This window comes from Paenibacillus sp. FSL H7-0357 (genome assembly GCF_000758525.1).
Lineage (GTDB): Bacteria > Bacillota > Bacilli > Paenibacillales > Paenibacillaceae > Paenibacillus_AQ.
The window spans coordinates 6,124,573-6,144,482 of record NZ_CP009241.1 but is presented as its reverse complement, the minus strand read 5'-3'; the positions used below and the strand labels follow the sequence as shown (position 1 = coordinate 6,144,482).

The 19,910-nt window shown below is 50.7% G+C and carries 15 protein-coding genes and 1 tRNA gene; 15 read left to right on the top strand and 1 reads right to left on the bottom strand.

Annotation, left to right across the window (positions count from 1 at the left end; genetic code table 11):
• Positions 1-30 precede the first annotated feature (30 nt).
• From H70357_RS27140 to H70357_RS27100, 7 genes are all read left to right on the top strand, one after another.
• Complete coding sequence (locus tag H70357_RS27140; protein WP_038595844.1) at positions 31-942, top strand: carbohydrate ABC transporter permease; 912 nt, start codon at positions 31-33, stop codon at positions 940-942.
• A gap of 21 nt (positions 943-963) precedes the next feature.
• Positions 964-1,797, top strand: coding sequence for a carbohydrate ABC transporter permease (locus tag H70357_RS27135; RefSeq protein ID WP_038595842.1), 834 nt, complete (start codon positions 964-966; stop codon positions 1,795-1,797).
• Positions 1,798-1,851: 54 nt separating this feature from the next.
• Positions 1,852-2,958, top strand: a complete 1,107-nt coding sequence (locus H70357_RS27130; RefSeq protein ID WP_038595838.1) for an ABC transporter ATP-binding protein — start codon at positions 1,852-1,854, stop codon at positions 2,956-2,958.
• Between the two features lie 46 nt (positions 2,959-3,004).
• Positions 3,005-3,706 carry a hypothetical protein gene (locus H70357_RS27125; protein ID WP_063848057.1) on the top strand — a complete coding sequence of 234 codons (702 nt, stop codon included), beginning with the start codon at positions 3,005-3,007 and terminating at the stop codon, positions 3,704-3,706.
• A gap of 126 nt (positions 3,707-3,832) precedes the next feature.
• A complete protein-coding gene (locus tag H70357_RS27120) occupies positions 3,833-5,005 on the top strand; it encodes an exo-beta-N-acetylmuramidase NamZ family protein (RefSeq protein WP_038595836.1) in 1,173 nt (390 codons plus the stop codon).
• A 34-nt stretch (positions 5,006-5,039) separates the two neighbouring features.
• Positions 5,040-7,010: a beta-N-acetylhexosaminidase gene (nagZ, locus tag H70357_RS34570; protein ID WP_052092271.1), complete on the top strand. Its 1,971-nt coding sequence runs from the start codon at positions 5,040-5,042 to the stop codon at positions 7,008-7,010.
• Positions 7,007-8,194, top strand: a complete 1,188-nt coding sequence (locus tag H70357_RS27100; protein WP_038595834.1) for an anhydro-N-acetylmuramic acid kinase — start codon at positions 7,007-7,009, stop codon at positions 8,192-8,194. Before nagZ ends, H70357_RS27100 begins: the two co-directional genes overlap by 4 nt.
• Positions 8,195-9,458: 1,264 nt before the next feature.
• Here the strand turns inward: H70357_RS27100 and H70357_RS27095 are convergent.
• Positions 9,459-9,532, bottom strand: a tRNA-Arg gene (locus H70357_RS27095).
• Positions 9,533-9,705: 173 nt separating this feature from the next.
• On the opposite strand from H70357_RS27095, the gene H70357_RS27090 reads away from it, so the two are divergent.
• From H70357_RS27090 to H70357_RS34565, 8 genes are all read left to right on the top strand, one after another.
• Positions 9,706-10,599 (top strand): hypothetical protein, encoded by an 894-nt coding sequence (locus H70357_RS27090; RefSeq protein ID WP_179091744.1) that lies wholly within the window; start codon positions 9,706-9,708, stop codon positions 10,597-10,599.
• Positions 10,600-10,695: 96 nt separating this feature from the next.
• Positions 10,696-12,024, top strand: a complete 1,329-nt coding sequence (gene tig / locus H70357_RS27085; RefSeq protein WP_038595831.1) for a trigger factor — start codon at positions 10,696-10,698, stop codon at positions 12,022-12,024.
• A 290-nt stretch (positions 12,025-12,314) separates the two neighbouring features.
• On the top strand, positions 12,315-12,905 hold the full coding sequence (gene clpP, locus H70357_RS27080; RefSeq protein ID WP_038595829.1) for an ATP-dependent Clp endopeptidase proteolytic subunit ClpP: 591 nt from the start codon (positions 12,315-12,317) through the stop codon (positions 12,903-12,905).
• 12 nt (positions 12,906-12,917) lie between these two features.
• Positions 12,918-14,174 (top strand): ATP-dependent protease ATP-binding subunit ClpX, encoded by a 1,257-nt coding sequence (gene clpX, locus H70357_RS27075; protein ID WP_038595826.1) that lies wholly within the window; start codon positions 12,918-12,920, stop codon positions 14,172-14,174.
• Between the two features lie 101 nt (positions 14,175-14,275).
• Positions 14,276-15,415, top strand: coding sequence for a flavodoxin-dependent (E)-4-hydroxy-3-methylbut-2-enyl-diphosphate synthase (gene ispG / locus H70357_RS27070; protein WP_038600570.1), 1,140 nt, complete (start codon positions 14,276-14,278; stop codon positions 15,413-15,415).
• 441 nt (positions 15,416-15,856) lie between these two features.
• Positions 15,857-16,528, top strand: coding sequence for a DUF559 domain-containing protein (locus H70357_RS27065; RefSeq protein ID WP_038595823.1), 672 nt, complete (start codon positions 15,857-15,859; stop codon positions 16,526-16,528).
• A 1,075-nt stretch (positions 16,529-17,603) separates the two neighbouring features.
• Positions 17,604-19,316 (top strand): ATP-dependent protease LonB, encoded by a 1,713-nt coding sequence (lonB, locus tag H70357_RS27060; protein WP_038595820.1) that lies wholly within the window; start codon positions 17,604-17,606, stop codon positions 19,314-19,316.
• A 58-nt stretch (positions 19,317-19,374) separates the two neighbouring features.
• A complete protein-coding gene (locus H70357_RS34565) occupies positions 19,375-19,797 on the top strand; it encodes a VanZ family protein (RefSeq protein WP_052092270.1) in 423 nt (140 codons plus the stop codon).
• Positions 19,798-19,910 lie beyond the last annotated feature (113 nt).

The following is a 19,910-nucleotide window of genomic DNA, read 5'->3' as shown; positions in this document are numbered from 1 at the left end:
GCCCTCTCTTACAAGAGGAGGAGGAAAGGGATGACGACAATCGCGCCAAAGCGGACGCGCAGTTCCGCCGGCAGGTTATGGCGTGAATATGGATGGGCGTACCTGTTTATCCTGGCACCCGTTCTGCTGTTTCTGGTGTTTACACTATATCCGGTCGTATCTGCCTTGATCATGAGCTTCCAGCAGTACAACATTATGAACTCCACCTGGATCGGCTTCGACAATTATGAGCGGCTGTTTCAGGATTCAACCTTCTGGAAATCGATGTGGAATACCGTTATTTTTACGGTGTGCACGGTACCGGTTAATATTGTCATTACGTTTGTGCTGTCCTATTTAATCTACCAGATGAAGACCAAATGGCAGACTTTCTTCAAGGCTACACTATATCTTCCGGCAGTTGCGTCCGGCGTCACGATATCCATCGTCTGGCTGGCAATTTTTGATCCGACGAATGTCGGGCTTCTGAACCGGTTTCTGGAATGGTTTGGCCTTGACCCGGTGATCTGGCTTGGACAGTCCAAGACTGCACTCTTCTCGCTGATTCTGATGAACTGGCTCGGCTCGCACGGAGCGGGAATCATTCTGTATCTGGCGTCGATGGGCGGAGTTCCGAAATCACTCTATGAAGCGGCTGATATTGATCATGCCAGCGGCTGGACCAAATTTACACGGATTACCTGGCCTTTGCTGAAACCGACCACTCTATATCTGCTTGTAACGGGAGTGATTACTTCCTTCCAGGTCTTTATCTCGGTGTACATGATGACCCAGGGCGGGCCGAACTTTGCGACAACGACGATTGCTTATCTGATCTACCAGACGGCGTTCCAGTTTTATGAATTTGGCCTGGCTTCGGCGCAGTCGTTCGTGCTGGCGTTTCTGATTATCCTGGTCTCTGTCATTCAGTTTAAATATTTCTCGAGTGATGTCGAGTATTAGGATGGAAGGGGCGAACCTGTAATGAAAACTAGATCAAAGACCATCTTTCTATGGGTGGCGGTGGCTTGTCTTGTAGTGTGGAGTATAGTAACGGTTATTCCGCTTTACTGGATGATTGTCGGTTCCGTGCAGGACTCTGCTGCATCCGCCAGTTTCCGGCCAAGCATGCTGCCGGAGGCTTTCTCGCTCGCTCCATATGACCGTTTTTTTGCCAAAACAGCGGCCTGGCGCTGGCTGTTCAACTCTTTGCTGATTTCATCGATCCTTACCATTACCAATGTGTTTTTCGCTTCCCTTGCGGGATATGCTTTTGCTAAATTGAAATTTCCCGGAAGCAACGCGATTTTCTGGGTGCTGCTCAGCACGATGATGATCCCGGCACAGGTAACGTTGATTCCGCTCTATATTCTAATCGTCAACGTGTTTAATCTCGGTGACAGCTATACCGCGATTATTCTGCCGACGGCGATCACGGTTGGCAATATCTTTTTGATGAAGCAGTACATGTCCTCTCTTCCGACCTCGCTGATTCATGCGGCGCGGATCGATGCCTGCAGCGAGTTCGGCATCTTTTGGAAGGTTATTCTTCCGCTGGCAAAGCCCGGGCTTGCCGTACTCGCAATTTTCACCTTCGTCGCTTCCTGGAATGAATTTTTCTGGCCTTTCCTGATTACGAATTCGACGGAAATGCGGACGATCCAGGTCGGACTGGCTTCCTTTGTATTCGCAGAGTCTACCGATTTCGGAGCGATTATGGCAGGGGCGACAGTTGGTGCGCTGCCGATGCTGATTCTGTTCTTCTCGCTGCAGCGCTATTTCCTGCAGGGCATTACCATTGGAGCTGTAAAAGGCTAGGTTAATTGTTGATATTCTCAAAATTCACAGGGTTAGATATGAGGGGGAAGAGCAATGGCACGAGTTGAATTCCGCAATGTGCGCAAACAATTTGACGATCAGAACAAGCAGACCTTTACTGCGGTGGCGGGTTCCGATTTTGTTATTAATGATAAAGAATTTGTTGTGTTCGTCGGACCTTCAGGCTGCGGCAAAACCACCTCGCTGCGGATGATCGCAGGCCTGGAGCAGCAGACAAGCGGGGATATTATCATCGGCGAGCGTATCGTAAACAACCTTCATCCTAAAGACCGCGATATTGCGATGGTGTTCCAGGATTACGCGCTGTATCCGCATATGAGCATCCGTGAGAATCTGTCCTTTGGACTGAAGAACCTGAAGAAACCGAAGGATTATATTGAGAAAAAAGTTCAGGAAGCCGCGACCATTCTCGGACTCGAAGAGATGCTGGAACGCAAGCCGCGCGAGCTGTCCGGAGGACAGCGCCAGCGTGTGGCCGTCGGCCGGGCGATTGTGCGTGATCCGCAGGTGTTCCTGTTCGACGAGCCATTGTCCAATCTGGACGCGAAATTGCGGATTCAGATGCGTGTTGAGCTGGGCGAGCTTCATAAACGTCTCGGCGCTACAATTGTATATGTTACGCATGACCAGGTAGAAGCAATGACACTTGGTGAGCGGATTGTTGTTATGAATAAAGGTGTCATTCAACAAGTGGCTTCTCCGACCGAACTGTATGCTAATCCCAAAAATATGTTCGTAGCCGGATTCATCGGCTCTCCGGCGATGAACTTTATTGATGCCCGGATTGAACAGGGACGTGTAGTTATTGATGGTGCTGAATTCCTGCTGTCAGAGGATGCGGCGGCCGGTCTGCAAGGCTATAACAACAGAGAGATTATTCTTGGCATCCGCCCGGAGCATATCTACGGCGATGACTTCGCACCGGGAGTTTCTACAGAACATCAAATGCAGGCGCATATTAAGGTAGTAGAGCATCTGGGTTCCGAGAATTTGGTCTATTTTAAAATCGGCAGCCGAACGGTAACCGCCAAGGTTCATCCGGAGACGAAAGCCTACAATAATCTCGATAAGCAGTTTATTTTCGATCTCAGCAAAGCACGTTATTTCGATCCGGCAACTGAAGAAAGAATTGTCTGGTAGAACAAGCTGGTTATAAGGGTTGCAAGGTAGAAAGGGGAGACAAGCAATGCAGAAACTGAATCAAGTCTTGGTGAGTACGGGAGTGGAGTCATTCCGGGAGATTGTGCCGATTGCGCTGCTCAGTCTGGCCAGTTCGGCTATGCTGGTGCCAGTGGTCATCTTTGCGCCTATAGCGTTGTCATTTATCCTGATTCCGCTTCTTTACATGCCGCTGTTTTTCGGTGTGTTCCATGCGTACCACCGGAGAACGGAAGGAAAGAAGCTGAGTGTCAGGGAGATGCTCAGCGGTGCGCGCAAGGGTTTTGGGCCGGCAGTGGCGTTCGGTCTGCTATGCTCCCTGCTGGTGCTGATTTTATGGTCAACCTGGTGGTTCTATGGAGGCCGTGACGGGGCGGTAAGCTGGACGATTGCTATTTTCCAGACGTATTTTGTCGCTATGGCGCTTGTTTCTCAATTCTACACGCTGCAACTGGTGATTCAGCGCCGAATGGGCATCTTCAAGGCCATGGGGGAAAGCGTCAAGCTGTTCCTCCGTTATCCGGCTTATACCATCGGGGCCTTCTTCCAGGCGCTGGTTGTGGGGATCATGCTGACTGTGACCGTAGTAGGTTTCATGGCGCTGTTCAACGGCATGCTTGCCGTCTATCTGCATAAAGCTGCTTACAATGTACTTCATCCCGATGAGGATGATGAGCAGGAGGGTGTGCCTGAGACAAGTGAGCTCTATGCAGGCGGGAGATTGCTATGAACCGGAGGATAATGCACAGCGGTTGTCCTCAGTACTCCTATATGCCGGAAGGGGGATTGTCATGCGCCTACAGGTAAGCTTCGGGGCGGATAGCTCCGCTGGCATCATTGCCGGAGGTGAATGGTTATGAGTCTACAGGTGAGCTGCGGGGTGGACCGGCTGGCCGCAGGTTTGTCTCACCCGCTGCTAGATGGGCGGCGGATTGGGTTGGTTACAAATCCTACCGGCATAACGGCGGACTTTCGCTCCAGTGTGGAGGTGTGCCGGAGTCTGGAATCTTCTAGACTTACGGCACTTTTTGCGTGTGAACACGGCATATACGGCCAGCACCAAGCCGGTGTGAAATTCACGGATGAGCTGGACGCGGGGCTGGGGATTCCGGTGTACAGCTTGTACGGGATGCATAAGAAGCCGGCGCCTGAGATGCTGGATGAGGTGGATACGCTTATTTTTGACATTCAGGATCTGGGCGTGCGGTTTTATACGTATGTATCAACCTTGCTGTACGTAATGGAGGCCTGTGCGGAAAACGGTAAAAGTCTGCTCGTACTCGACCGTCCTGCCCCGCTTGGCGGAACCGGCAGCGAAGGCGGGCTTTTGGAGGCTGGCTACGAATCTATGGTTGGCGCCTGGTCCATGCCGATCCGCACGGGGATGACCATCGGGGAATTGGCGCTTATGGCGAACGACAAGAGAGGGATTGGCTGTGTTCTGGATGTCATCCCGCTTGAAGGCTGGAATCGTCAGCTGGAATTTATGGACACGGGTCTCCCGTGGATGATGCCCTCCCCTAATGTGCCGACGATCGACACGGTGAGAGTTTATGCTGGAACCTGTTTTTTTGAAGGAACGAATCTCTCAGAAGGGCGGGGAACCACCCGCCCGTTTGAGTGGGTTGGCGCACCATGGCTGGATGGGGCATTACTTGCCGAAGCGATGGAGAAACATCAGCTTCCGGGTGTGCACTTCCATCCTGTGTATGCAACACCAACCTTCTCCAAACATCAAGGAGAATTATGCGGTGGTGTGCGATTATTCGTGACTGAGCCGCAGGCTTATGAATCCGTACGTACCGGACTTGCCATGCTGCATGAGGTGTGTTCACTCTATCCGGAGCAGTTTCAGTGGGTTGCTCCGCCGAAAGAAGGCGGGAGATACTTCATTGATTTATTGACCGGCGGCGAAGCGGTGCGCAGGCGCATTGGCACAGCAGAGGGGCTGCGGGAAATCATTGGACAATGGCAGGAAGAAAGCGATAAATGGCTGATGTTGCGGAAGCCTTATCTTCTGTATGAATAGCTAAAATCTGATTGGGGGAAGGCAGGCGGTGGCAATGGATTGGCGTGAGGCAGCAGTACAAGAGAGCGGCCTTGATATGGTGGTCGCCGAAATGAGTCTCAGTGACAAAATCGGGCAAATGCTGATGTGCGGTTTCGAAGGAACCGCTGTGCCGGACGACGGAATTCGCGAGCTTGTTGCAAAAGGGGGGATCGGCGGTGTTATTTACTTCGCCCGCAACGTAGAGACGCCGGAGCAGGTAGCCAGAATGACCGCTGAGTTGCAGCGGGCTGCAGCGGAAGGCGGCAAGGCTCCTCTCTGGATCTCCATCGACCAGGAAGGCGGTATGGTCGCCCGCATTACTGAAGGTGTGGCGCTTATGCCCGGCGGAATGGCAATTGCAGCGGCCGGATCGGTAGAGGATGCCTATCGGGCGGCTTTGATCAGCGGGCGGGAACTGAGCGCCATGGGCATTAATTTGAATTATGCTCCCGTGCTGGACGTGAACAATAATGCCCGGAATCCGGTGATCGGCGTCCGTTCCTTCGGCGAATCGCCGGAGAAGGTAGCCGATTATGGCGCAGCGACGATCCGCGGATTTCAGGATGCAGGTGTCGCGGCTACGGCTAAACATTTTCCGGGCCACGGGGATACTGATGTGGACTCGCATCTGGATCTGCCAACCGTTAGACATGACCGGGCACGTATGGACAGCGTAGAGCTGGTTCCTTTCCGCAGAGCAATTGCCGAAGGTGTAGATGCCATGATGTCGGCGCATATCTACTTCCCGGCACTTGAGCAGGAGAAGCTTCCGGTTACACTCTCGAAGGCGGTTCTGACCGGTCTGCTACGAGAAGAACTGGGCTTCGGCGGGATTATTATGACCGATTGCATGGAGATGAACGCCATCGCCGAGCACTACGGCACCGTTGAAGCTTCGGTGCTGGCCATTGAAGCCGGGGCTGATATCGTTCTGATCAGCCACCGCGCTGACCGTCAGCTGGCTGCCATTGAAGCTATCCTTCATGCGGTCGCTGAAGGCAGAATCAGCGAAACCCGCATTGACGACTCGGTGCGGCGGCTGCTCGCGCTGAAGGTGAAGCGGGGTGTGATCGCAGCCGGATCTGTTGGCGGGGCTGGTGCGGCGGATTCTTCGGCAGCGGGTTCAACGGCCGTAAGTGCAGGCGGCGTTGGAGCTGTGGGTGCAGGGGGTGCTGGAGCAGTGAGTGCAGAAGGCACAAGTGCTGAGGGTGCAGGAGGAACGAGTGCTGGGAGTGCAGATGGCGCTGGAGCAGTGAGTGCAGGCGGTGCGAGTGCTGTAAGTGCAGAAGGTACAAGTGCTGGGGGTTCCAAACTGTTGGAGATGGAAGACGAGCATGCTGCAAATCCCGCTGCGGTAGATGTTGAATACGGGCACGCGGCCAGCTCTGCCGCAGCATATGCAGGTCTCGGCCTGCTGGAAGCTCCGCCGCATGTAGAAGTGGCGCGCCGTATCAGTGAAGCCAGCATCACCTTGGTCCGCAATCAATCCTCTGTGCTTCCCCTACAACGGAAGAAGACGCTAGCAGTTACGGCAGCTCCTGTAGTAGCCACTCTTGTGGATGAAGCTTTTGGCGAAACCGCGGGACTTGGTACGATGCTGAGTAAATATGGACTGGATTGTATTGACCGTGTCGTTCCGGCAGGAGATATTGCCAGCTATGCTGCTGACCTGCTGGAGGTAGCGCGGGTTGAGGACATTGAGCAGATTGTTGTCGGCACCTACAATGCGCAGTTTAATCCCGATCAATGCAATTTGGTGGAATCCTTGCGGGCGCTTGGCAAGCCGCTTGCGGTTGTTGCGCTGCGCAATCCTTATGACCTGCTGGCAATGCCGGAGATAGAGACTTATGCTGCTGCATATGAAGGGCGTCCGCTTGCGCTGGAAAGTGCAGCCAAAGCATTGCTCGGGCAAATTCCGTTTCAGGGACGACTGCCGGTATCGCTCGGGGATAAATATCCGGCAGGCTGGGGCCTTAGCTTATGATTGGCCCGCTCTGGACTAAACAAAAATCTGTTGTTGTTGGTTTAATGTCCGGCACTTCGCTGGATGGCATTGACGCAGCGATAGTCTCAATAGAAGGAAGCGGACTTGCTGCCAAGGCTGAACTGCTGCATTATTCCTCTGTGCCCTATGACGACGGGCTTCGGGAGCGGCTGAAGGAGCTATGCACGATAGAACATTCATCGGTGGACCTGGTATGTGGTATGAACGTATATCTGGCGGAACGGTTTGCTGAGGCGGCCATAGAAGCGGTACGCAGTGTCGGAATGGAGCTTGATGAGATTGATCTCATCAGCTCCCACGGCCAGACCGTGTGGCATATCCCAGAAGCGGCAACCGATGATCCGCTTCTGGTCCGTTCCACGCTCCAGCTTGGCGACTTGTCTGTACTGGCCAAGAGAACCGGCCGGGTTGTGGTCGGGGATTTCCGCCCGGGTGACATGGCAGTTGGCGGGCAGGGGGCGCCGCTGGCACCTTATGGAGATCTGATTCTGTTCCGGCATCCGGAGAAAGGGCGGCTGCTACAGAATATTGGAGGAATCGGGAATTGTACAGCACTTCCTGCCGCAGCGGGTCCGGAGGATGTGTTTGCCTTCGATACAGGCCCCGGGAACATGGTCATTGATCAGACTGTATATCTGCTGAGCGGCGGTCAAATGTCTTATGATGATGGAGGATCGTGGGCCGCGCAGGGAACACCAGACGAAATGCTGGTGGATCAAATGATGGAGCACCCTTATTTTGCACTGAAGCCACCCAAGTCTACAGGCCGGGAAGTCTTCGGCAAAGCTTATGCCGAACAGTTTGTGACCCTGGCCCGGACACGCGGCTTGAACGATGCAGATATTGTAGCTACTGCTACCGCCTTTACCGCGCGGACGATAGCGGAAGGTTATCTAAGGTACGTATTCCCTGTATGCCAAATTGACGAGGTCATCGTCAGCGGCGGCGGTGCGCACAATGCTGCACTGCTGGCTATGCTTCAGCAACTGCTGACGGAACAGGCTGTAATAACCTCAAGCGTGCTGGGTTTCAGCGACGACGCGAAGGAGGCGATTATTTTCGCCTTGCTGGGCAATGATTTCATGCACGGAGTCGCCAATAATCTTCCTTCGGCCACAGGAGCGTCCCGCCCGACAGTGATGGGCAAGCTGGCGTTTCCATAAGGGGATTTGATTTTCACATGCGAAGTTAACTGTTGCTGCGTAAACGTAGTAGCAGAAAGACTCAGACAGCAGGTAAACGCAGACAGCGGGTGAAACGCAACCGGTAGATTACGCCCGGTAGGTGAATTTAACCACTAGATAAACGCAGCCGGTAGGTGAATTTAACCAGTGGATAAACGCAGTTGGTAGGTGAATTCAACCAGTGGATAAACGCAGTTGGTAGGTGAATCTAACCAGTAGATAACCGCAGCCAGTAGGTGAATTCAACCAGTGGATAAACGCAGTTGGTAGGTGAATCTAACCAGTAGATAACCGCAGCCAGTAGGTGAATTCAACCAGTAGATAAACGCAGTTGGTAGGTGAATTCAACCAGTAGGATAAACGCAGTTAGTAGGTGAATTCAACCAGTAGATAAACGCAGTCGGTAGGTGAATTCAACCAGTAGGATAAACGCAGTCGGTAGGTGAATTCAACCAGTGGATAAACGCAGTTGGTAGGTGAATTCAACCAGTAGGATAAACGCAGTTAGTAAATAGGCAAATGCCCCGCTTGTTATCAGGCGGGGTTGTTTCTTTTTATGCATGGAGTTGACGTGTTAGAGGAAGGACAACGGAAAGAATTCAAGCAGAATCTGTATCTACTGACGAAAGGTGCTATTGCTCACCCGCTTCGGACCCAGGGGGCCTTATTATTAAAGATCAGGCTGTTTTTAGGCGCATCCGGACTGAGGAGGCGTTATTTGTGCTGAAATCCCCGATTTAGGTTAATTTCTTTTAAATAACGACTCTGGAGTCCGCGACTCCCCCGGATGTCTGGTAATTGACTAAATAGCGTCTCCTGAGTCCGCAGTAGCCGAGTTGCCGCTAAACTGAACCACTAATATTTTCGTTTGTGGTCGCTCAGCACCCGACGGACTTCATTCAAAGATATGGTAGTCCACCCAATGGACTTCCCTCGTCATTCCAAACGTCTAACGAATTCCCAACAGGCATCACTCGTCATTCCAAACATCTAACGAATCCCCAACGGGCTTCACTCGTCGTTCCAGACGTCTAACGAACCCCCGGGGGCTTCACGATTCTAGATGCCTAACGTCCAGTCAGAAGGCATTGCGTTGCCGGACACGCCAACGTCCAGCTGACATCGTGTTCCCGACATTCTAATTCCGAACTGCATCGCGTTCTTGGACGCGCCAGCCCGCAGCGGGCTCCGCTCGCCTGAACGCAGAAACAGCCTCCCCGAAGGAAGGCTGTTTCTGAAAGGACGTCCCGGAAGGGATTCGAACCCCCGACCGTGCGCTTAGAAGGCGCATGCTCTATCCAACTGAGCTACCGGGACATAATAGCTTGAGCGAAAAGCAAGCAAAAATTATGTTATCATACATAGATAACTTTTTCAACTTGTTTTTTTGAAACCTAGCCGGGATATGCTATAATCTACAATTGATTAAGGTTCGGAGAAAAGGAGGTGCCCTCATTAATCATTCGAATTCCCCTGCCAAAGAGAATGTCGTGCTGTTTCCGAAGACGCTGGATTACTATCAGATTCAGCTCACGGTGATGCTGGAGAGTGAACGTTACGGGGAAGCGATGGAACTGCTGCGCTTTTTGCTGCAATGCCAAGGTCAGGAAGAGCGGCACTACGAGGAATGGCAGTCGCTGCTTAGTTGGCTGGAGGCGGCCTTTCCATACGCTGCCCAGGGCGGAGATGCGAAAGATGCCGCTCCCGGTGAAGAGCAGGATCTTAAGGAAGAGGACATGGCCCGCATACTGGCTAAATCGAAGCAGGAAGAGGATGCGGATTATCCTGATAAGTTATTGAAGCGTATCATGAACGAGCCGCTGTCCGAAGCGACGATCCTGGCACTGGAGCAGCTTTCTTATCTGGAGGGCGGACATGTCGACGAGACGCTGACAGACTGGCTGGAGAAGGCAACGGTTCATCCGCTGCTGCAATTCCGTACACTCCAGACCCTCCGGCGGCGCGGCGTACAGGGAACCATTAAGCTGATGCGCGGACAGGAAGCGTCGATTGTGGAGATTGAGACGGTACCGCTGCAAAATGAGGATTTCCCGCTGCAGGTGAGCCAAGTGATGGAACGGGTGGCTGAGCAGGCGGAGGTTCATGAGCCTACACTTTATTATTTTGCCCAAGAGCTTTGGGGACAATTTATCATGTCGATTTACGGTTCGGCCGAATATCGAAAATTGTTGGACGGAGAGGATGCGCTGCTCGATATTTGGGCGGGTGCGCTGCATCAAATGGTGTCAGAAAGCCTGAACGGAACGCGGCAGGAGGAAGAAACACGCGGGATGTACGGGATAACAGGCGGCATGCGCTTTCAATTTGAAGGAGCCTATCGTTCTCTCAAAGGATTTGTAAAGAGTTCTCTACTTGATAAATAAAGCGATGTTGTATATAATATAATGGTTATTCTGTGCGTGAATTGCGTGATTATTTAAAGTAAACATGTAACCTATTTTTGGAGGGAAAAGTATATTATGAAGGCAACTTGGGAAAAAATAGAGAAGAACCTTGGAGTTCTTGAAGTCGAAGTAGAAGCAGAACGCGTAGCTGCAGCACTCGACAAAGCTTTTAATAAAGTGGTTAAGAAAGCAAACGTACCTGGTTTCCGTAAAGGTAAAGTGCCTCGGCCGATCTTTGAATCCCGTTTTGGTGTAGAAAGCCTGTACCAGGATGCCATCGACATTCTTCTTCCTGAAGTTTACGGCGAAGCTGTTGAGCAAACCGACATTTTCCCGGTAGACCGTCCTGAAGTAGACATCGAGCAATTCGCTAAAGGTCAAGCATTTATTTTCAAAGCGAAGATCACTGTTAAGCCTGAAGTGAAACTGGGCGAGTACAAAGGCCTGGAAGTTCCGGTTCAAAAAGCTGAAGTTACTGAAGAAGAGCTGGATGCCGAACTGAAACGTCTGCAAGAACGTCATGCTGAACTGGTTGTTGTTGAAGATGAAGCGGCAGCTAATGGCGATATCACTGTAATCGACTTTGACGGTTCCGTAGATGGCGTGCAGTTCGAAGGCGGTCAAGCAGAACGTCATTCCCTGGAACTTGGCAGCAACTCCTTCATCCCTGGTTTTGAAGAGCAGGTTGTAGGCATGTCCACTGGTGATTTCAAGGATGTAGAAGTTACTTTCCCTGAGGCTTACCATGCAGAGAACCTTGCAGGCAAAGCTGCTGTATTCAAAGTGAAGCTGCATGAAATCAAACGCAAACAGCTTCCTGCCCTGGACGACGAGTTCGCCAAAGATGTAAGTGAATTCGACACACTGGAAGAATACAAAGCAGATCTGAAAGCACAGCTTGAATCCCGCAAACAGGAAGAGCTGAAAGGCGTTCGTGAAACTGCAGTAGTTGACAAAGCAGCAGCTAATGCTGAAGTGGAAATTCCTGAAGCAATGATCGCCAGTGAAGTTCAAAACATGGTTCGCGATTTCGACAACCGTCTTCGCCAACAAGGCATGAACATGGATATGTTCCTCAGCTTCTCCGGTCAAACCCGTGAAGATCTTGAGAGCCAAATGAAAGACGATGCCGAAAAACGCGTCCGCAACAACCTGGTGCTTGAAGTGATCGCAAAGGAAGAGAAGATCGAAGTTTCCGAAGAAGAAGTGAACCAAGAGCTCGCTTCCATGGCTGAATCCTTCAAACGTTCTCCTGAAGAAATCCGCAGTATCCTTGCAGCTAACGGTTCCCTGAGCAGCTTGAACGAAGAAATTTCGCTGCGCAAGACCATTGAACTGCTCGTATCCAGCAGCGTGGAAGTTGAAGCAACTGAAGAAGCTGCTGAAGAAACAAGCGCTGAGTAGTATTTTCTGGAGTTACAATTTTACCTAGAGCGGCCAAGCAGTAGTACGGCCTCCATAGACAGTTGATAAGGCACGTAAGTTTGTTACGTGCCTTATTTTTATCGGGTGCTGGTGTTTGGAGGTACATAACCGAACAGAGGATTGGCAATGTGTCTGAAATTGCGCTATAATGGCAGGCACATGACCAATGCGGATTTCCTCAGCAGTGAAAAAATGACATACCGCCTTGAACGTGTTAAAATATTTCTGAACGGAAAGACTAATCTGTATAGAGAAAAGAGGTTGGTGGCATGAGTCTGGTACCAATGGTTGTGGAATCAACAAGTCGGGGAGAACGGTCATACGATATCTATTCCAGATTGCTGAAGGATCGCATCATCTTCCTGAGCAATGCAATTGACGATGATGTCGCCAATCTGATTATTGCCCAGTTGTTGTTCCTGGCAGCAGATGACCCCGAAAAAGACATTCACCTGTACATCAACTCGCCTGGTGGTTCTGTGACAGCCGGCATGGGTATATATGATACGATGCAATACATCAAACCCGATGTTTCTACGATTTGTGTAGGAATGGCAGCCAGTATGGGATCGCTGTTGCTTACTGCTGGAGCTCCGGGCAAAAGATACGCGCTGACCAACAGTGAGGTCATGATTCATCAGCCGCTCGGCGGCGTTCAAGGGCAGGCATCCGATATCTGGATTCACACAGACTGGATCCTCAAGACTAGACATAAGCTGAATCAAATATATGTGGATCGCACAGGTCAGCCCCTTGAAAAAATCGAACGGGATACGGACCGCGATAACTTCATGAGCGCGGAAGAAGCGAAGGAATATGGGCTTATTGACCAGGTACTCTCTTCACCGATCATATCTTAAAGGGGTGGTAAGATGTTTAAATTTAATGATGAAAAAGGGCAATTGAAATGTTCTTTTTGCGGCAAATCACAAGAGCAGGTTCGTAAGCTTGTAGCAGGACCTGGTGTTTATATATGTGACGAATGCATCGAGCTGTGCACGGAAATCGTGGAGGAAGAGCTTGGCCATGAGGAAGAGCTGGACCTGAAGGATATCCCGAAACCAAAGGAAATCCGTGATATTCTTGATCAATACGTAATCGGCCAGGAGCAGGCGAAGAAATCGCTCTCCGTTGCTGTATATAATCACTACAAGCGTGTGAACAGCCAAAGCAAGATCGAAGACGTTGAACTGACGAAGAGCAATATTCTCCTGCTCGGTCCAACAGGTTCGGGTAAAACGCTGCTGGCGCAGACCATGGCGAAGATTATCAACGTTCCTTTTGCTATTGCAGATGCCACTTCCCTTACGGAAGCGGGCTATGTGGGTGAGGATGTTGAGAATATTCTACTGAAGCTGATCCAGGCTGCGGATTATGATGTGGAAAAAGCCGAACGCGGTATTATCTATATTGATGAAATTGATAAAGTAGCACGCAAATCCGAGAATCCGTCCATTACACGCGACGTTTCCGGTGAAGGTGTACAGCAGGCCCTGCTGAAGATTCTGGAAGGCACTGTAGCTTCCGTACCACCGCAAGGCGGACGCAAGCATCCTCACCAGGAGTTTATCCAAATCGACACGACGAATATCCTGTTCATCGTTGGCGGTGCTTTTGACGGTCTGGAGCAAATGATCAAACGCCGTATCGGCAAAAAAGTCATCGGCTTCAACGCTGCTGTTGAAGGTCAGAAGGACCTGAAGACAGGCGAATACCTGTCCATGGTATTGCCTGAAGATCTGCTTAAATTTGGTCTCATTCCTGAGTTTGTCGGCCGTCTGCCGGTAATCTCCACGCTAGAGCCGCTTGATGAGAATACGCTGGTGCGCATCCTGTCCGAGCCGAAAAACGCGCTCACCAAGCAGTATATCAAGCTGCTGGAAATGGACAATGTCGCGCTGAAATTTGAACCGCTGGCGCTTGAAGCCATCGCTAAGGAAGCCATCAAACGTAACACGGGTGCCCGTGGTCTGCGTGCAATCATAGAGAGTATTATGCTTGATGTGATGTATGAGGTTCCTTCACGCGATGACATCAAGGACTGCGTGATTACGGAGCAGGTCGTTCAAGAGAAGGCGTTGCCTGAGCTGGGCATCAAGAAAGACAAGAAGAAGGAAGAAAGCGCCTAATTAAACAATACAATTCACAGACTCCACCTTTTTGCCGCTATCCCGCTTCACAAAGCGGGATCGGTGGGGGTGGAGCTTTGATCGTTATGGGGGAGAAAACCATGTTCTTGAGACACCAGACCCGTCCTGTCAATGTTGGCGGAGTTATTATCGGGGGAAACAATGAGGTTGCTATTCAAAGCATGTGTACGACCAAAACCGCTGATGTGGAAGCTACGGTCGCTGAAATTCTGCGGCTGGAGGAAGCGGGCTGCCAACTCGTGCGCGTAACTGTCAACAATGAAGAAGCGGCTGCTGCGATCAAGGAAATCAAGAAGCAGATTCATATTCCGCTTGTAGCGGATATTCATTTTAACTATAAGCTAGCTTTGCTGGCTATTGAGAACGGCATCGACAAGGTCCGGATCAATCCCGGCAACATCGGCCGCCGCGACAAGGTGGAAGCTGTAGTCAAAGCCTGCAAAGAAAAAGGAATTCCGATCCGCATTGGCGTAAATGCCGGTTCACTGGAAAACCACTTGCTCGAGAAATACGGCTATCCGACTCCGGAAGCTATGGTCGAGAGCGCACTTTATCATATTGGAATTCTCGAGGAACTCGATTTCCATGACATTATCGTTTCCCTGAAGGCTTCGGATGTGCCTATGGCTATTGAGGCTTACCGCAAGGCGGCAGAAGTCATTCCTTATCCGCTGCATCTGGGCATTACAGAATCCGGCACGTTGTTCGCCGGAACCGTGAAGAGCTCGGCAGGTATCGGGGCACTGCTCTCCATGGGCATCGGCAGCACCGTGCGGATCTCACTCAGTGCCGATCCAGTCGAGGAAGTGAAGGTAGCGCGTGAACTGCTCAAGACTTTTGGTCTGATCTCCAACGCTGCCACCTTGATCTCATGTCCGACCTGTGGACGTCTGGACATTGATCTCTTCTCCATCGCCAACGAAGTAGAAGAGTATATTTCCAAGCTGAAGGTACCGATCAAAGTATCGGTGCTGGGCTGCGCCGTTAACGGCCCCGGAGAAGCCCGTGAAGCCGATATCGGCATCGCCGGTGCCCGTGGTGAGGGACTGCTGTTCCGTTACGGCAAAATGATCCGCAAGGTTCCTGAGGCAGAGCTTGTCTCCGAACTGAAGAAGGAGATCGACATCATTGTCGCTCACTTTGAAGCAACGGGCGAAATCCCCGGCCGCAAGCATGCTGGACTGGCTCCTGCTATAGGTGTGGGTAATCCGGAAGAATAGTAGAACTTATTCTAACTAGTCGAACAAGCTGACTCCTTTTATCTAATCATCCTTCATTCAGTTGCTGATTGGAACTCGTTGCTCTGCAGTTTGGCTATACTATAATTGCACTAATTAAATTTACTAAGGGGAAATACTCCCGTTAATTTGTTATTATTCAAGGGAGTGAAGAATATAGGGGGAATTCGTCCCTTTAATTCAATCATCTTAGGACGATTCGGAGATTTAGAAATAATTAAAGGGCAGTATTCCCTTTATTGCTCGAGAAACAAGCATTCTGGATATAATAGCGGGCGTATTTCCCTCTAAGTATAGATAGTTGTTCCTAATTTTTTTATAGCATCAAGCAAGGTGGCGAAAAACGTCCCATTGCACCACGGGTGATCCGGCGGTGAAATGGGGCGTTTTTTATTTTGTATAACCAAAGGGGGATTAGCGGATATGAATCACAAGCCGAATATTGAAGAGTTTATTCAGCATCATCTAGATTCTAGGAGCGGAGAGCGAAGGGGGAGGCTGGAGAGGGGGCATCGGCATGCCGAAGCATTATTTCTGCAAAATGTATGGTGGCCGCTGCGTGGTGACTTCTGCGATCTTCATCCGGAATATGAAGTCATGGACTGGCGCGGCCGTTCCTATTTTGCTGATTTTGCATTTTTGCCGGGAACGATCAGACTCCTGTTGGAGATCAAAGGTTATGCTGCACATGTAAAGGATATGGACAGACAGAAATATAGCAATGAGTTGAACCGCGAAACGTTTCTGTGTGCAATGGGTTACCAAGTCATCTCCTTTGCCTACGATGATGTGGAGCAGCGTCCTGAATTATGTGTTACATTGCTGCGCATGGTGTTGAGTAGATATATAGGACCAGTTGTTCCAGTGGAGAAGTTGCTGCTGGTTGAAAGAGAAATTATGCGTTTTGTAATCCGTCAGGCCGGAACCGTACGACCGCAGGATGTAGCTGAATATTTCTCACTCGATCCTAAAACGGCCCGGCACATGCTGTATAAGATAAGTGAAAAAGGTTGGCTGACGCCTGCAAAACGTGGCGATGGTGTCCGGAGGGTAAGGTATGAGCTGGCGCGCAATGTTCTCAGTTACTGGGAATAGTAGAGTGAGTGCAGCAACTAAGTGGTGGTCGAACATGGAGAAATAGGATGGAGGGTTTTAGTAAGCGAAGAACAGTTGAATTCACGGGATAGCGGGAAATGTACCCTATAAATTTGCTGTGATGTGCCCGTACTTACAAGTTGCGGGGAATTTGCCCGCTAACCTTTAATGGAGAAGCTGATTTCACAATAATCTTTAAAAACATAGGGAGAATATCCCTCTATTTCAGCTATATAGAACAAATAACTTGAAATAGAGGGAATATTTCCCTTTGGTAAAAAGTCTGTTCAAAAGTTTGTGAGGCTGCTCCATGTATGGCCCGCAGCAGCAACATTTAGAAGTACATATCAACGCCTGGTGACCGCGGCTACGCGAGGAAGTCGCATCAACGTACTATCGCCCAGTTACAGCTACGTTTAGTGGTGCACATCAACGACTAGTGGCCGCAGCAACGCCAAGACGTCACATCAACGAACTATCGCTCAAAGTTACAGCTACGCTTAGTGGTGCATATCAACGACTGGTTGGCACAGCAACACCAAGACGTCCGTATCAACGTATCATCGCCCAGTTACAGCTACGCGAGGACGTCGCATCAACGTACAATCGCCCAAAGTTACAGCTACCCTTAGTGGCGCATACCAACGACTAGCGATGTGCAGCAACGCGAGGACGTCCGTATCGCAACTACGGTTAAATATATGTCAGCAGCAACGCTCGATCACCCTCAACAACGCCAGTCATCCGGTCTCTCCTGCCCCTAGGTGCAGCATTAGCACGAAGGCGAACCGCGTCTGACTCTCATTACGATTGCCCAACTCCTTACCGATCTTATCCGCCCATACCCTTTCCTACATCACCCACTTATTCATTCCTGTAACATTCAGCTATAAAATTCAGATAACCATCCCGTCAATCTGACCTTCGGTCATACCCCTGATTTTTTTATCCAAAATTTAGTTAATTATTCATAAATACTGCCCCACTGCGTTTACGAATGACCGAAACGGCTATACTACCTAGTAGTAGCCAACGGTATAGACCAGGTAGACTGAATGAAATGGGAGGATGACCTATGGAATTAAGCTCATTGAGCATATTGCTGATGATCGTGCAGCTCTTTTTCGCGCTGGTTATCGGCGTTTATTTTTGGAATTTGCTGCGGGGACAGAAGACCAATAAGACGGCGGTGGATCGTGAGTCGCGCAAGGAGTTGGATAAGCTGCGGAAGATGCGGATGATTTCTTTAACCAAACCGCTCTCGGAAAAGACGCGTCCGGCCTCCATTGGAGATATCGTCGGGCAAAAGGATGGGCTGCGTGCCCTGAAGGCGGCGCTGTGCAGCGCCAACCCGCAGCATGTTATCATTTACGGACCTCCGGGAGTCGGCAAGACTGCTGCTGCCCGTGTCGTCATGGAGGAAGCGAAAAAGAATGTGCTATCCCCCTTCAAAAGTGATGCCAAATTTACAGAAATTGATGCGACTACAGCCCGTTTTGATGAAAGGGGAATCGCCGATCCGCTAATTGGCTCAGTGCATGATCCGATCTACCAAGGGGCCGGTGCAATGGGGGTTGCAGGCGTGCCCCAGCCGAAGCCGGGAGCTGTGACCAAGGCGCATGGCGGGATTCTTTTTCTGGATGAAATCGGTGAGCTTCACCCCATTCAGATGAACAAGCTGCTAAAAGTTCTTGAAGACCGCAAAGTGCTGCTGGAAAGTGCCTATTACAATTCCGAGGACAGCAATACACCTGCGTATATCCATGATATTTTTCAAAATGGTCTGCCAGCCGATTTCCGTCTTGTCGGAGCAACCACCCGTTCTCCTGATGAAATTTCACCGGCGCTGCGTTCACGCTGTATGGAAATTTATTTCCGTCCTTTGCTGCCTGATGAGATCGCCGTGATCGGTCGTGATGCGATTCAGAAAATTGGCTTGAAGCCCAGCCCGGAAGCTGTGACTGTGGTGCAGCAATATGCCACTAACGGCCGGGAAGCCGTCAATATGATTCAACTCGCCGCAGGGTTGGCCTTGACCGAACAACGTGACACTCTGACAGCGGCCGACGTGGAATGGGTGGCTGGCAGCAGTCAGCTGCCGCTGCGGACGGAACGCAAGATTCCTTCATCGCCTCAGATAGGGCTGGTCAACGGCCTGGCGGTGTATGGACCTGGTATGGGTACTTTGCTGGAGATTGAAGTTTCGGCTGCACCTGCTAGCGGTCAGGGTCGGCTAAATGTTACCGGTGTGGTTGATGAAGAAGAGATTGGCGGGGGATCGCGTACGATCCGTCGCAAGAGTATGGCCAAAGGATCTGTAGAGAACGTGCTGACGGTCCTGCGCACGATGAATTTGGAGCCGGATCGTTACGATCTGCATGTAAACTTTCCCGGTGGTACGCCGATTGACGGTCCATCCGCTGGAGTGGCGATGGCTGTTGCCATCGTCTCCGCAATCCGCCGTTTGCCGGTTGACAACACTGTTGCCATCACCGGTGAGATCGGGATTCATGGACGTGTGAAGCCAGTCGGCGGCGTAATCGCCAAGGTAGAGGCAGCTTTTCAGGCTGGAGCAACTACTGTGCTGATTCCGAAAGAAAACTGGCAATCCTTATTCGCCGACCTCGCCCCCCTGCGGGTCATTCCGGTGGAGACGGTGGAAGAGGTATTCCGTCACCTGTTCGGCGCAGAGACCGCGGATGTAAGGCTGCCTGCAGTCTCCGGCGAGACGTTCTCTGCGTCACCTTCGCTCTTTAAGGCTGACGCTGCAGGGGATATGCAAAATTAGATTTTTGATTACAAATCTGCGATACTATAAACACTGTAATTTGAAAGTGGGTATTGTAATGAAAACTTTTGTGCTTATCGCATGGGCCATGCTGTTGCTTGTATTCACCTGTGCTTCTGACTCCAGCTTTTGGGTGAACGGCACCGTTCCATCGTTTCATTGGCTGGGATCAGCCGATTTCCACGAACTGACGACGCTGGATTTGAAGTATACCTCCGGGTATATCATCAGAAAGATAGGACATTTCTCAGGATTTGCTGTGCTGGCAGTCCTGTTCTATAGACGGAGTAAGAGCACCGTTATGAGTATTCTTGTATCCATTGCTTTTGCCCTGCTGACAGAGCTGCTCCAATTATACTTTGGACGTGACGGCAGATTGTATGACGTAGCCATTGATTCTGCCGGTGTTTTATTGGGGGCGATGGTTGTGCAGATAGTGAACAGAATTAAGTTTGATCGCAATTTAAGCAATGCGAATTAGATGTTACTGCACAGCGAAAGAGTGGCGGGAAACCCGCCGCTCTTTTTTATGGAATTCCACATTTCAGCACAATTTCTTGCTCCTTTTGTCCGCTTTATCCACAAACGGACATA